The following is a 15,243-nucleotide window of genomic DNA, read 5'->3' on the forward strand; positions in this document are numbered from 1 at the left end:
TGATTCCTTTTAGAAGTTCAATGATTATTAGATATTAATTTTCTTGGTGTTGTCATCATATATTCTTTCAATCAACAATCTCTTAGGATCAATACTCGCTTTTTCAGCTTTTTGATCGAGTGTAAACTGAAGTTGAATTTTTGGTTGATTGACCTTAATACGTTCCGTATAGATTAATTCTTTTGCGTCTGCATCTGCAAAAAATCCAATATCTACCCAATCATCTAGTTGAGACTCTACTTCATTACCTAATGAGTCTGATTTTACCTTTCTCGCCTCGATATTAAGCGTATAAGTATATTGTGCTGAGTCTGTTTTCTGAACAATGACATCCGTTAAACGGTAATCGTATAGTGTGATCTCTTTAAACCAATCATCAACGATATATTGTAATGAATCAGGAACTTTACCAGATAGGTGGTTTAAGAAATCTATAGAAGTTGGATAAGGAGGTTCTTTGTACCTAAACTCCGATAGGAATTCTCTTAAAGCACTATTAACACTATCTTCACCAATATAATTTTGAAGTGCATACATTATTATAGAGCCCTTTCCGTAATGTATATACCCTTGATTTTCCACTTTATATAAAGGCATTTCTTTCTCCTTCTCTACCGTTCTTCCTCTTAGGTATCGGTTCATATTATATTTTAAGAAATCTTTCATCTTAATATCATCCGATTCTTGTTTCATTACCATTAAAGCAGAGTATTCAGCAAATGTTTCTGTAAGCATTGTACTTCCTTGAATATCGGCTCCAACCTCTTGATGTGCCCACCATTGATGAGCCATTTCATGTGCGATAACAGCATCAATAATATTGTTATCAGTTTCATTTTCTAAGTTGATGATAAAGCCGAATGCTTCAGAGTAAGGCATCGTTCCAGGGAAAGCCTGTGCAAACGTACTATATCTTGGAAATTCAATGATTCTAGCCTGTTTATGGAAATAAGGACCATAGTTTTCTGTATAATACTTTAATGACTTTTCTATTGCTGAAAGCATTCTGTCAACATTAACTTTGTGCTCATCAGTATAGTAAACTTCTAAGTCTATACCATTCCATGTTTTCTTGGCAATCTTATAATCAGCAGAAATGAATGAAGCAAAATATTGTGACGGGTGATCGACAACGTAAGTATAGTAATTACGTCCTGCTTCTTTCCAACTCTTAATCATCGAACCTGGAGCAATAGCCATTTGGTCGCCAGAAGTAGAGATGGTTGTCGAAATATTTACCCAATCAGAAACACCTTCTGAAAGGTAATTTTTATAACAAAGGTCATGATTGTTGTCTTCAGAAAGCTCTGGAGTTCTTTTTCTATAAGGAAGCCCATGTTCTTTACGTTTAAACTTATCTGCTAGCTCATACCTTTTACTATAGCCAATGATAGGTAACAATTCTAAGTTGTTGAAGAATGTACCATTTTCTACAATATTGAGATTAGCACTGTTATTATGGAAACCCTTAGAGATAAAATTAGATTTAATAATCATCTTCATTTCTTCGCCTACCTGTAACGGTTTGTAAAGAGAGATCTTTTTGAATCCAATTTCTTCATCATGAAAGACTTCTTTAGCTCCAGTAAGAATTAATTCAGTTTCCCAATTATCGTTCATAGTAAAGAAGATACTATCGATAGCTGTTTTTCCTTTATTAATTAATGTGATTTCATTGACTGAATATACATTTCGCTCATCCGGGAAAATGCTAATATTATAATTGATATCTGTAATTACAGGCTGATTGATTCCATCGTATTGTTTGTACTTTTTCTCATATTTTACCTGTAAATCTTCAGTTACATCACTGGTCTTATAGTCATTTAGAATTTGCGTATTGTAATAGATATTACCGGCTACAGCCAACCAAATGACGAATACCAAAGAAATTGCTCCCATGTAACTGGAGTCCATATTCTTTTTAATATTTAATACTCTTTCTTTAAATGTAGAAGCCGTTCCCCTTTGCCACATTAATGATGCAATCAACAACAACGCTAAGCCTAATAAGAACCAATAAAGATTAAACCAAAGAACACTTAGCACATTCGGGCCGAATCCATTCATATCAGAGTACTGGATAAATGGAGCACCTCCAATAATTAACATGTTGGAAGAAATATCCATAATATTCAGAATAATCGTTGAACCAAAAACGGCTAGAATAGATACTCCATAACCAATATATTTTTGGTCGATGACAACATGAATGAAAGAGAATATTAATGATAAAGCAATAAAAGAAGGTAACCTTGTCAATAGGAAGCTGATCAGGTATACATCAAGTTTAATGTTGAAATATCCATTACCTAATTGATATAAAACACCTACTACAGTAAGTAATCCGAACAGGATACTTACCATGATTACAATCGACAGAGTATTTGCTAGTAATGATAAGAAACTAGAGTGGGGAGTAGCATCAATTACTTCATTGATATGAGCATCTCTACTTTGCCATATTAATTCACCACTATAATACACTACTATAATCATAATGAAAATAGCAGAACTGTTGTCGATACTATCTAATATTTTATAGGTTACAGGGTAAGACTGCAAACCATAATATTCATAGCCTTCTAGAAGATCAGCGAAAATCATAATCAAGCTGAAAATGATCATGATTTTGAAAGTATTACTCTTAAAAATACTGATAAGGTTTACTCTCATAAAGCTGGCAAACTTTATCCAATCTGTGCTAGATGAAAATGCATAGGAAACTTTAGGTTTTGTAAAGGTAACCGATGTGTTTGTTTCTTTTTCTTTCTTCTCTTTTCTGACAGATTTCTTTGTCTCAAATGTAAATAGTGAGTAAAACAAATACACTAGACCAGTACTTATGCCTATCCAAATCAGTCGGTTTAAACCAATAGTACTTGAAATGGAAGGTAGAATTGTATTTTTCTCTGCGGGGGTAAAATACTTGCTTTCATACTTTACAGCACTATTGGCAAATAAATCGATCAGTGCTGCTACTTTTTCGTTGTCAAGGTCAGAGGCAAAAGATAAACCAAGAATATACCCCACAATGATAAGCATTGCTCCTACAAAGGAGATTGTTGTGTTTCTAAATTGTGATGCTAAACCAAAAATTATAGTACCAGCAATCAACATATTTGGGATAACAAGAACGAAGTAACTCCAAATAAATGCACTCCATGGAGTAACTCCCATCCTTTCAGCATCAATCCATCCGGCTAGAGGGCCAATAAAACTACCCAAAATACTTCCGATGTAAATCCCAAGAAATGGAATAGTAGACAATACTAGGGCACCCAGAAATCGACCAAAGAAATAATCAAATTTTTTGATAGGGGCAGAGAATAATATTTCATTAAACTCATTACTAAAGTCTCTCAATGCAGCATTATTAAAGAATGCTGCCGCGAACATGACTCCAAAAATTGAAAGGATTACACTGAATCCTAAAATGACTTGTGGAGCATTGGCATGTACATTTCCAATTGCTCCACCAATAATAACTTTATCAGAAGCTGTAGCACCAAAACATAATAGTGCTACTATACCGGTGAAAATATAGATCATGGGCTGTTTTAAAGCCCCTTTGATTTCTTTTGAAAAAAATTCAATAAACATTACAGAAAAAGAAAGATTAGTTAGTTACAAATTGTTGGGAAGTTTTTGTGAAGAATACATCTTCAAGGTCTGGCTCGACTTGTTTAAAACCATTACCAGGATCCACATTACTTAGCACATGGATAACAGTTTTTCCTGCTACCATTTTATCTGAAATAATTTCGTATTGATCTTTATAGTTAGCAAACTCATTTCTTGGGATCATTTTCTGCCATACAAGACCGTCAAGCTCACTGATTACATTTTCAGGAGACCCGTTGTAAACAATTTCTCCTTCTCTCATAATTGCCATGTCTGTACATAATTCACGTACGTCATCCACAATATGGGTAGAGAGGATCACAATAGCACTATCTCCCACATCTGCCAGTAAATTATGGAATCGATTTCTTTCTCCAGGGTCAAGACCGGCAGTAGGTTCATCCACGATAATCAGTTTTGGGTCGCCAATAAGTGCCTGAGCGATACCAATTCGCTGTTTCATACCGCCAGAAAAGCTTTTTACTGCCTTATTTCTTTTTTCGTATAAGTTTACCTTTTGGAGTAAATACCCAATAAGTTCTTTTCTTTCTTTTTTGTTAGTCACCCCTTTTAAAATGGCAAGGTGATCTAAAAGTTCTTGAGCCGTAATTCTTGGATAAACACCAAACTCTTGAGGTAAATAACCAAGTACTTGTCGTAATTGATCTTGATTTTCTAGGACATTTAGGCCATTAAGTTCAATAGTTCCGCTATCAGGTGATTGAAGTGTTGCAATAGTTCTCATTAGAGAGGATTTACCAGCTCCGTTTGGTCCTAATAATCCAAACATACCATTTTCAATTTCTAGGTTAATGTTTCTTAGAGCATGTACACCGTTGTTGTAGACCTTATTTAAGTCTTTAATAATTAGTTTAGCCATGGACGTGGATAGATATAGATTGAGTAAGTTTGATTTTTTATAAAAATAAAGAATACCTTTTTAAATTTAAAATCTGATTTAAAGACACTTACAAAGATTTATTAGTTGCATGACAAAATATAAAAACTTAGTTTTTTATTGGCCAAATATAAATCGTATATTAAATTAACAACCACATAAAACTATTACAACATGAGTAAGTCATTTAAATTAAACAATGGCAAAACTATCCCAAGTATTGGTCTAGGCACTTGGAAATCAAAACCAGGTGAAGTCTATGATGCAGTTAAGAAAGCAATTAAACTCGGATACAGACACATTGATTGTGCTGCGATCTATGAAAATGAACCAGAAGTAGGCAATGCTATTAAAGAATCTATTGAGCAAGGAATTGTAAAGCGAGAAGATCTTTTTATTACAGGTAAATTATGGAATGATTCTCATTTAAAAGAAGATGTTCCAAAAGCAATGGAGCAAACTCTTTCAGATTTAAAACTTGATTATCTTGACCTTTATCTCATTCATTGGCCAATTGCCTATAAAAAAGGAGTGAAGTTTACGCAGAAAAAAGAAGAATTCTTAACTTCTGAAGAGGCACCACTCTTAGAAACATGGCAAGCAATGGAAGCATTGGTTGAAAGTGGGAAAGCATTATCTATTGGTGTATCTAACTTTGGTGTATCCAACTTAGAACATATTCTTACAAATGCTAAAATTCCACCTGCAGTGAATCAGATAGAAATGCATCCTTTAAATCAACAAAGAACAATGATGGAGTATGCAGATGCACATGGAATTATTCTTACGGCATATTCACCTTTAGGTACAAAAGATAGTTTAACGGAAAAGGATGGAGTACATCCGCCTGTTCTTTTAGAAAATGAATTATTAAAAGAAATTGCAGATAAACATGGTGCTTCAACTGCACAGGTAATGTTGGCATGGGCAAATAGAAGAGAAACTGTTGCTATCCCTAAATCTGTTCATGAACACCGCTTAAAAGAAAATTTAGAATCTGAGAAGATACAATTAACCCCATGGGACTTAAGAGAAATAGCTCGCTTAAATGAAAAGTATAGATTTGTTGATGGAACAATCTTTACGGATGGAGGCAGCCCTTATACACTTGATTATCTTTGGGGATAATTAGAAAAATGAAAAAAGAATGCGATGACTACCTTGCTGATTATCAGGGTGGTCATTTTTTTGTTTCTGTTTTTTGAAAAAAAAGTAATTGATCTGTAATAAATCAATCACATTGGATACTAACTACTTGAGTTACAAAAAATCCTTCTATTAATAACTCCGGAGGATAGAGGATTTTCAACTCATCAATAAATTTTATTCTTCAATAACTAATTATTAAAATGAAGCTCTTAAATCAATTACACAAAGCACTTTTCTATAAATCAACAGCGAAAGAATCGTATATCTTTACTTCTCAAGATAAAGAATATCAGACTTTAGTAAGAAGTATTGCCGAAAAGTATGGGTTAAAAATTATGCACTCCGGAAAGAAAACTTTTAAACTTTTATTTCCAGGAAGCACATTTATAGGTAATTCTCAATTTGAGTCTTTTTTATGTGCAAACACTTATATAAAACTGAAATATGATGAGGAGAAAATTGATATTACATCTTTTGAAACTTTGATCTCTTGGTCCTCTGAAGAGAGAAAAATATTTGATAAAGTTATTCATATAAAATTGAATCAATTCTTAAGCTTTCTACAGACTGAAGTCAATTAAAATACCATCAATATGTCAATTGAATTTTATGAGGAGTATATAGAAAGTAATAAATCCATCATTTATAAAATTTGTAGGGCCTACACCAATTCATCAGCAGAATTTGATGATTATTTTCAGGAGGTTTGTCTACAACTTTGGAAATCGAAAGACAGTTATACACAACAATCTAAGTTGTCTACATGGGTTTATCGCGTAACTCTGAATACTTGTTTATCTATTCTCAAAAAGGAGAATAAAAAGGTAAAGGCTGTAGAGATCAATGAAAAGATAGATCACATAACTACAGATACATCCGAGAACCAAGAACGATTGGATTCTTTGTATACAGCGATCAAGGCTTTAAAAGAAGCTGATAGGGCAATAATTCTCCTCTATTTAGAAGACCATTCTTACAACGACATTGCTGAAATAATTGGTATTTCGGCATCTAATGTAGGAGTGAAAATCAATAGGATTAAGAAACAGTTAAAAGAAAATATGGTATGGAAGAGTTTGATCTAAAAGACATCTGGAATAAAGGACATCAAACAACTCCTGTTTTAGATGAAGTAAAACTAGCAGCTCAAAAGCAGAGAAAAAAATCGATTAGTTTGGTGGATACTATACTTCATAAGAGTAAGCTTGAATGGGTGATTGTAGGTGTTCTTTATACAGCCATAGGAATACCATTAATAATTAATGGGAGAATTCTTATAGTCATATTAGGGGTACTTCCAATGTTGTATTTCTTTGTTCTATCATTAAAGAATTATAAAAAAGTAAGGGCTTTTGATACTCAAAATACATTAGAATATCTCAAAAAAGTAGATAGTTTTATAGACAGGTCCTTACAGATTTATGCGAAACAACTAAAGGTATTAATCCCATACTCTTTGTTATTTGGAATGTATATCGCTTTGCAGAATATTATAGAAGAGGAAGGAGTTTCATTTTCAGAATTTTATTTTGAGCATGGAGGACAGATACAAATTATTGGTGTACTGATCTTTTTCATCATAATTTTTGTCCCATTCTGGCGATTTGCAACAAAAAGTACGCACAAGTTTATCGATAAATTTTACGGTAAAGAACTAAAAGGAATAAAATCGATGATCGAAGAACTACAGTCTGAGCAGTAAAAATAATCCCCACCTGATATCACACAAGTGGGGATTGTCTTTATTATTTCTTTCTGAATTTTCTTTTTAGTCGTCCTCTATTAACTGGCTTCGTCTTTTTAGGACCTCTGTGCACTTTCTTTGTTTGGTTCTCTGGATTGTTGATTCCTTGTTTTGTATGGAAGGCACCACCTCCACCTCTAGGAGTTTTGTGACGGACATCCTGCAAGTAATCTTTATCTGAGATTTTTGGTTTTTCCTCTTCAGAGAAAATTTGTGATACTGGCACTTCTTCAGGCATAGGTTCCAAAGGAATCGCTTTACCCATTAAAGTTTCAATCATCATTTGATATTCTTGCTCAGCTTCATTGATGAATGTTATGGCAAGACCTTTTTCATCAGCTCTACCTGTTCTACCAATACGGTGAATATATTCTTCCGGAATTTCAGGAGTATCAAAGTTGATGACATGGGTGATTCCTTTAATATCCAAACCTCTTGCAATAATATCTGTAGCAATTAAGATATTGAACTCACCATTTTCAAACTTCTCTAATGACCTGAAACGATAGTTCTGTGATTTGTTAGAGTGGATGATTCCTGTTTTTTCAGGAAACTTCTTCTCAATAGTTTCATGTAAACGGTCTGCGAGTTTTTTATTTCTTACGAAAACCAATGTACGTTCCATATTTGGTTCGTGATCCAATAGGTATTCGAGCATACTCACCTTGGTGTAGAAGTTCGGAACATGATAGGCCCTTTGAGTTACCTTATCAGCAGGAGTACCCGTTCTGGCTATTTCTACTTTTGTTGGTTGATTGAAGAAAGTTTCAATTAATTCAGCAACATCATCTGTAATTGTAGCAGAGAACATAATATTTTGTCGGCGATCGGGCATCAAGTCCATTAACCTTGTTAATTGTGGACGGAAACCTAAATCCAACATTTCATCTACTTCATCAATAACAAATTTCTGTAGTGATTTGAACTTTAAGACACCCGCTAAAGCTATATCCAAAACTCTACCTGGAGTTCCAACAAGAATGTCCAAACCCTCATGTACTTTTTGTTTTTGAGTGTTGATATTTGCACCTCCATACACACCTACAGTTCGAACAGACATGTATTTCGTTAATGCATTAATTTCCTCCACTACCTGTGCAACTAATTCTCTTGTTGGTACGACAATAAGAACTCTTGGATCATCTTGATTAGAGAATTTTAAATTTTGAAGTAGCGGTAGAAGATAGGCCATAGTTTTACCCGTACCTGTTTGGGCAATACCAATTATATCTTTACCTGAACCAATGACAGGGAATGCTTCTTTTTGAATAGGAGTAACGTTCACATATTCAAGGTCTTCGATAGCATTTCTAAGGAAATTATTAAGCTTTAATTCTTCGAATGTCACTTTCTTAAATGTTTAATTTTCCACAAAGGTAACTGTAGCCTCAATAAACACGAAATATCTAATAGATATATAACACACATTGACAGACTAATAATAAAAACTGTATATTGTAAGAACTAACGTTTAACAAGGACAACGCAACAAATTACTAACATTAGACAATGAAATATTTTATTCTTACTAGTTCAATACTTTTTCTGTTGAATACTGCATTTGGTCAATCTGTTAATTTCGAACGAGGGGATTGGGGAGAAATAATTTCTCAGGCAAAAGAAGACCACAAACTTATTTACGTTTCTTTATCTCCATCTTGGTGTGAATCCTGTAAGAGTTTTGATGAGGATGTGTACCACAACAAATTTGTAAGTGATTATTTTAATAGTCATTTTGTTTCTATTAAGAGAGATCTAGATGATCCTGTAGCAAAAGAATTTGTTTCAAAATATAAAGTTCGTTCATATCCTACTCACCTCTTTTTTGATCAAAAAGGAAATTTAGTGCACATGTTTAAAGGTGGAATGCCAGCCAATATTTTTTTAGACAAGAGTGAGGAAGTTCATGACCCTTCAAAACAAGTATTTACGCTAAAAAAGAGGATTAAAGACAATGAAAAGCTAACATATGAGGAATATTTAAATTATTGTATTGGTGTTTTTGATTTAGGTTTAGAAGATGATAGAACCACCGACCTATTTTTATCAAAACTCAATGCATCTTCTTTTAAGGACAAAAGAGTCGTGAATGTAATGAGTCACGCTTTATATCATTCAGATACGAATGCTTATGCTTTTGAGGTGTTTAAAAAGTACCATGAGCAAATTAAAGAGAACTTTCCACCTCAGACATTAAATTCTATCTATTCTAAAATCGGTCGTAATATTTTAGGAGCATCATTAAAAGAAAATAACTCATTGATGTTTGAAAAAGATATGTACACCTTAAAGAAATATATACCTGTTGAAAATGCAGCAGTTATCTTTTTTGAGTTATATCCGAAATTTTACCTTTCAATTGGTGAAGATGATAAGGCCTTTTATAGTATTCAAAATACTTTTCAAGAGGTGAAACACTATCAAACAAAAAAGATAGTCAACAGCTGTAATGATTGGGCATGGTATTTCTGTGAAAATTCAGAGGACAACGAGAGACTTCAGGCGGCTCTAAGTTGGGTGAATTATGGTTTATCTATGGCAGACTCTTATGATTTAATGGATACTCAAGCACATCTTTACTTTAAACTTGGTATGGTGGAATCATCAAGGTCTGTAGCAGAAAAAGTCTTAAAACATTATCAAAAAACGGGTAAAGATACTGCTCAAATAGCATTTCTAATGCAGCAAATTACTGTGCGATAAATACGATAAAAATGAAATATGTTTGTTTACTAAGAGGTATTAATGTTGGAGGGAAGCGAAAAATTCTCATGACTGACCTAAAAGAGTTAATCACGAAACTTGGCGTAAAAGAAGTAACCACTTATATACAATCTGGAAATGTTGTATTCAATTCAGGTACTGAACTCAATGAAAAAGAATTTGAGAATACTCTTCAACAAAAGATCAAAGAACAATATGATTTTGATGTTCCTGTGATGTTAATTAATGAAGTAGATTATAGAGATATTATTAGTAAGCAACCATTTAATCAAGATGATATCAATAAACTAAATGTTGGCTTCTTAGGTGATTTACCTTTAGATGAAAATATAACGCATTTGTCTGAAGTGGATGCAAAGGAAGATCGTTTTGAAGTGAAAAAAAAGGCTCTTTACTTATACTGTGAAGGAAAGTACCATCAAACGAAATTAACACATGCAATAATGGAAAGGAGACTAAAAGTGGATGTGACCGTAAGAAATTGGAAAACGGTATTGAAATTATATTCAATACTTGAAAGTTAAATACAGAGCTGCTTGAATAAGGCAGCTCTTTTTCATTAAACAGAAATCTATCTAAACTTTTTTATAAAAAAAGAACCGAATTATTTGGATACTTATAAAATTACTCTTACAATTGTATGTACATTAATCGTTTAAACAAATAATGATCAACAAAGAATATTATAAAGCCATTTTTGAAATCATAAAAACAGGACATTGGATTACAGATTCTGTGAGTCAAGCTTTGAAAGAAGATAAAATTACAGAACCACAATACAATGTTTTAAGAATATTAAAAGGGCAAAAAGGAAATCCAATTACTGTAAATGAAATACAGGAAAAAATGGTTCAACGCTCAAGTAACGTAACTCGAATCGTTGATAAATTATTGGATAAAGGGTTTGTCAATCGATCAGAATGTCCTACCAATAGAAGGAAAATGGACATTACAATTACTGATTTAGGTTTATTTGAATTAGATAAAATGAATAAAAAGGTAGAAGCTATTCATTTACCTTACAAGGATAACTTAACTGCTGAAGAAGCAAAAACATTAGAAATCTTAATTAAAAAACTTAAAGGAGAAAATTAAAATGAAAAAATTAGTCGTATTCGGAGCATCATCTTCAAAAGCATCAATCAATGAACAATTAGCCGTTTGGGCAGCTCAACAAGTTGAGGACGCAGAGTTGAAAGTATTAAAATTGAGCGATTATGAAATGCCAATTTATAGTATCGATAAAGAGGTAGCATCAGGTATTCCTCAAGAAGCGAAAGATTTTATCGAAGAGATTAATAATGCAGACGGAGTGGTGATCTCATTTGCAGAGCATAATGGTAATTTCACAGCAGCATATAAGAATATTTTTGATTGGGCCTCAAGAGCTACCCGTTCAGTGTATAATGATAAGCCTGTATTTGTCATGGCTACTTCACCAGGTCCAAGAGGAGGTTTAGGAGTATTAGGTATAGCAAGTGCTTCATTACCATATGCAGGAGCAAAAGTAACTGGTAACTTCTCTCTTCCTACTTTCCAAGATAATTTTTCAGAAGGTATCACAAATGAAGAGCTAAAAGAAAAGTTTGAATCTTCTTTTTCACTATTTAAAGATGTATTAAATGAAACGACAGTTAAAGCGTAACCAGCAAGGTCGAGGAGGGTTTCAATATATTGTAGACCCTCAGACAAGAAGAGATTTACAACCTTTTGTGTTTTTTGATGCAGGAGTGAGTAAACGAAATGATGAAGGGATGTTTTTCGGTATGCATCCACATTCAGGTATTGGTATTATCACCTACTTTGAAGGAGGAGATTTAGTACATCAAGACTCAGGTAATAACGATGATATCATTAAAAGTGGTGGAGTACAATGGATAAATGCCGGTAATGGAATTTTCCATGCAGAAGGATACAGAATGCCTAAAGGAGTCAATCCATTTGATTCTTGGGAATTAGCCATACATCAATTGTGGTTACAATTACCTCCTGAACTTGAGAATGGATCTACAGGATATTTGAACCTTCAACCAGAAAATATTCCACTAGTAGATAATGTCAAAGTCATCGCGGGTGAATATAAAGGAGTGAAATCAAACTTAGATATTCCTTTTGATATTACTTACTTGGATGTCTCATTAAAAGAAGGAGAAAAGTTTGTGTTAGAAACACCGTTAAACCAAACTCGTGGGTTTATCTTCTTAAGAAGTGGTGAAGCTTCAATTTACGAAGATGAATTAACCACAAATACTCTACATATTCTTGAGGAAAATGATGGAGAAATTGAAATCATTGCCAAAGAAACTACAAAGTTTGTTATAGGACTTACTGTTCCAACTGATCATAAAATGTTTTTGGGAGGAGGCTCGATCCATACAAATAAACTTTCTTTTGAAAGAGCTCAAGAAAATATACAAAACCTTTCTTCTACTGTTATTTAAAAAATTTTCACTGACTGTTGTATGTACAATAGTTGTATATATTACTCTGTAAATTAATCTTTCTATTATGAATGCGATCCTAAATGGTAAAGTATCAAATACTCTCACTAAAATGAGTTTACCAATAAGTGTTGGTATGTTGTCAACATTCCTCTTTCAAGTGATAGACACCTATTTTGTTGGGCAGTTAGGTGGAAATGCTTTAGCGGCACTTAGCTTTTCATCAGTATTGTATTTTATGATAGTTGGATTATTTATGGGGTTAGCCATAGGTGTTTCAACATTAGTAGGAAAATTAATTGGAGAGCAGAAAAATAAGATAGCGGAACATACAATCATTCTAGGCTTAGTGATTTGTTTGCTTTCCACTACTGTTTTGAGTGTTCTAGTTTTCTTGTTTAGTGATCAATTATTTAGTCTTTTAGGAGCTACTCCAGAGATTTTACCACTTGTTCAGCAATATCTAAATACATTATTGGTGGGATTGCCACTATTAACAACAGGTATTATGGCAGGTAGCTTATTAAGAGCTAATGGAAATTTAACAAAACCAGAAGTGATTATGGCTATAGCAGGTGTCATTAATTTAGTTCTTGATTACGGCTTTATCTTTGGTCATTTAAATCTACCGGAGTTAGGAATTCAAGGAGCGGCTTTAGCAACAGTGATTTCATGGGTGTTTATTATAGTAGGAATGACTGTTTTATTTATTCAAGATAAATTGATAAAGTTAAACTATAGTATAACTAGTATTTCTGTGAAAACGTTAACGAAAGACATTTTCAGTATTAGTATACCGATCACTATCAGTAATATTATATCTCCTTTCACACAAATGTTTATTACTTATGTATTGGCTACACATTCAGCTATGGCAGTTGCCGCATTTGGTGTTGCAGGCAGGGTAGAGATGTTGTCATTAATAGGTATTATGGGAGTAAGTACTGCAATTACACCCTTTATCGCTCAAAATCTTGGAGCAAAAAATACAGAACGTATAGATAAAGCGATTGTCTTTGGAGGTAAAGCAGCTTTTTACTTAGGCTTAATCGTTTTTATGATTTTATTTTCTTCTATTGGAAACATTGCACAACTCTTCAGTGAGGACCTTTCTGTAGTGAACTACTCAATTGATTATTTCAATTTTATATCGCTCTCTTATATATTTTATGGAATGTTTTTAGTAACAACAGCGATTCTGAATGGTTTACAAAACCCAGGGAAGTCAATGAAAATTATGTTGATCAAGACTTTTGTTTTCACATTCCCATTAGCGATTATCGGCAGTTATTTTTATGGTACAACAGGTGTATTTGTAGCGATTGGCCTAAGTAATATTTTAGGAGGAATCTATGCAATGTATATCATGAGACAAGTAATCAAATCATTAAATACCGACCTTAAGGATAAAAGTATTATTAATGATTATAAGAATGATTTTGTAAGTATCATTAGACACTAAAAAAGGCACCATAAAGGTGCCTTCTCGTTTATTTATTGGAGCGATTATTATTCTGCAAAATCTCTGTTATATGTACTTAAGAAGTAAGCACCATAGAGACAAATCATAGAGTCGAAAAATAACGCAAACTTATAAGTATCCATGACAACATGTGTTTGATTCATTAGGAATACAATAGTAATAATCATGTACAACTTTAATAGACAAACATAAATCGCAATGGGGATTCTGAAACCATTTTTAATCATAGATAACATCATTAGTACTCCTACAATTAATACAGTAAGGCCAATTTGTTCTGGGATTAAATGACTAGAAGCAGCCATTGATGTATCAATTCCATAAGGTAGTAAATGTTGCCTAAATGGTGATAAAACAGACATTAGGCCACTACAGAAAGTGATCAATCCTCCTATTCCGAAGAAGATCCTGACTTCCTTCTCGTTCATAAATTAATTTTTGGTTCAACAATAAGATCTGTAACTTTTTTGGGTAGACAAAAAATTACAAGCACAATAGTACGCTACTTTTTTGATTGAAAAATTGATGTAAGATAATTCTACGACCTTTTTGACATCTCCTTTCTAATTCTTGAAAGACTTTCTGTTGTTATTCCTAAATAAGAGGCTAAATGATAGTTTTTAACTGACATTTCAATGTTAGGATACGTTTCTATAAAACGTTCATAACGCTCTGTTGCATTTTGAGAAAGGTTTGCCAAGATCCTTTTTTGGTATCCAACAATTGAACCTTCCATTTTTGATCGATATAGTTTATTAAAGACAGGAATTTGAAAACATAACTTTTCAATATCTTCTCTATGAATGGCGAAAACGATAGAATCTTCAAGGCATTCTATGTTATAGATCGCTTTCGTTTGTGAGAAAAATGCTACCATATCGCTTATCCACCAATCATGCACCGCAAATTGAATGGTGTGTTCTTTTCCTTTTTCATCAATAAAATAGGTTCTAAGACAACCATCAACAACATACAAAAGAGTATCTACGTCTTGTCCGTTTAAAATAATTAGTTCTCCTTTTTTATAGTGTTTTTCATGGAAACAATTTCTAATGGCTTGTTTTTCAGTCTCTGTAAGGTAGAGGCTTTTGAAAACATCAAAAAAGAAAATATCGGTATTCATAGTTCTTAGATTAATGCAAAGTATATGGGTTACACTATATAAGTTAAGCATCATAAT

Annotated in this window: 15 protein-coding genes; 10 read left to right on the plus strand and 5 right to left on the minus strand. The window is 33.0% G+C overall.

The features are described 5' to 3' along the window. Positions 1-27: 27 nt before the first annotated feature. The gene (locus QL232_RS07770; protein WP_281613688.1) at positions 28-3,603 is read right to left on the minus strand and encodes a M1 family aminopeptidase; all 3,576 of its coding nucleotides are present in this window, start codon (positions 3,601-3,603) and stop codon (positions 28-30) included. A 16-nt stretch (positions 3,604-3,619) separates the two neighbouring features. Beyond that, entirely contained in the window at positions 3,620-4,504 is an 885-nt protein-coding gene (locus QL232_RS07775) for an ABC transporter ATP-binding protein (protein WP_168880933.1), read from the minus strand. A 192-nt stretch (positions 4,505-4,696) separates the two neighbouring features. On the opposite strand from QL232_RS07775, the gene QL232_RS07780 reads away from it, so the two are divergent. The 4 genes from QL232_RS07780 to QL232_RS07795 all read left to right on the plus strand — a co-directional run bounded on the left by QL232_RS07780 (position 4,697) and on the right by QL232_RS07795 (position 7,373). Next, positions 4,697-5,650 (plus strand): aldo/keto reductase, encoded by a 954-nt coding sequence (locus QL232_RS07780; RefSeq protein ID WP_281613689.1) that lies wholly within the window; start codon positions 4,697-4,699, stop codon positions 5,648-5,650. A 221-nt stretch (positions 5,651-5,871) separates the two neighbouring features. Next, entirely contained in the window at positions 5,872-6,252 is a 381-nt protein-coding gene (locus tag QL232_RS07785; RefSeq protein WP_168880935.1) for a hypothetical protein, read from the plus strand. Positions 6,253-6,264: 12 nt separating this feature from the next. Continuing rightward, on the plus strand, positions 6,265-6,756 hold the full coding sequence (locus QL232_RS07790) for a sigma-70 family RNA polymerase sigma factor (protein ID WP_168880936.1): 492 nt from the start codon (positions 6,265-6,267) through the stop codon (positions 6,754-6,756). Continuing rightward, positions 6,738-7,373 carry a hypothetical protein gene (locus QL232_RS07795; RefSeq protein ID WP_281613690.1) on the plus strand — a complete coding sequence of 212 codons (636 nt, stop codon included), beginning with the start codon at positions 6,738-6,740 and terminating at the stop codon, positions 7,371-7,373. Before QL232_RS07790 ends, QL232_RS07795 begins: the two co-directional genes overlap by 19 nt. Before the next feature lie 43 nt (positions 7,374-7,416). Here QL232_RS07795 and QL232_RS07800 read toward each other — a convergent pair whose 3' ends face one another. After that, positions 7,417-8,763, minus strand: a complete 1,347-nt coding sequence (locus QL232_RS07800; RefSeq protein ID WP_281613691.1) for a DEAD/DEAH box helicase — start codon at positions 8,761-8,763, stop codon at positions 7,417-7,419. Between the two features lie 161 nt (positions 8,764-8,924). Here QL232_RS07800 and QL232_RS07805 point away from each other — a divergent pair, with 161 nt between their 5' ends. From QL232_RS07805 to QL232_RS07830, 6 genes are all read left to right on the plus strand, one after another. Beyond that, positions 8,925-10,118, plus strand: coding sequence for a thioredoxin family protein (locus tag QL232_RS07805; RefSeq protein WP_281613692.1), 1,194 nt, complete (start codon positions 8,925-8,927; stop codon positions 10,116-10,118). 11 nt (positions 10,119-10,129) lie between these two features. Continuing rightward, positions 10,130-10,663 carry a DUF1697 domain-containing protein gene (locus QL232_RS07810; RefSeq protein WP_281613693.1) on the plus strand — a complete coding sequence of 178 codons (534 nt, stop codon included), beginning with the start codon at positions 10,130-10,132 and terminating at the stop codon, positions 10,661-10,663. Between the two features lie 142 nt (positions 10,664-10,805). Further along, a complete protein-coding gene (locus QL232_RS07815; RefSeq protein WP_281613694.1) occupies positions 10,806-11,234 on the plus strand; it encodes a MarR family transcriptional regulator in 429 nt (142 codons plus the stop codon). 1 nt (position 11,235) lies between these two features. Further along, positions 11,236-11,784: an NAD(P)H-dependent oxidoreductase gene (locus QL232_RS07820; protein ID WP_281613695.1), complete on the plus strand. Its 549-nt coding sequence runs from the start codon at positions 11,236-11,238 to the stop codon at positions 11,782-11,784. Continuing rightward, positions 11,762-12,580, plus strand: coding sequence for a pirin family protein (locus QL232_RS07825; protein ID WP_281613696.1), 819 nt, complete (start codon positions 11,762-11,764; stop codon positions 12,578-12,580). Before QL232_RS07820 ends, QL232_RS07825 begins: the two co-directional genes overlap by 23 nt. 67 nt (positions 12,581-12,647) lie before the next feature. Beyond that, entirely contained in the window at positions 12,648-14,042 is a 1,395-nt protein-coding gene (locus tag QL232_RS07830) for an MATE family efflux transporter (RefSeq protein WP_281613697.1), read from the plus strand. 47 nt (positions 14,043-14,089) lie between these two features. Here QL232_RS07830 and QL232_RS07835 read toward each other — a convergent pair whose 3' ends face one another. Then, complete coding sequence (locus tag QL232_RS07835; RefSeq protein WP_281613698.1) at positions 14,090-14,491, minus strand: hypothetical protein; 402 nt, start codon at positions 14,489-14,491, stop codon at positions 14,090-14,092. 110 nt (positions 14,492-14,601) lie between these two features. Beyond that, on the minus strand, positions 14,602-15,186 hold the full coding sequence (locus QL232_RS07840; protein WP_168880946.1) for a Crp/Fnr family transcriptional regulator: 585 nt from the start codon (positions 15,184-15,186) through the stop codon (positions 14,602-14,604). Between the last annotated feature and the right edge of the window lie 57 nt (positions 15,187-15,243).

The sequence above is a fragment of the Flammeovirga sp. SubArs3 genome (assembly GCF_947387565.1).
GTDB classification, from domain to species: domain Bacteria; phylum Bacteroidota; class Bacteroidia; order Cytophagales; family Flammeovirgaceae; genus Flammeovirga; species Flammeovirga agarivorans.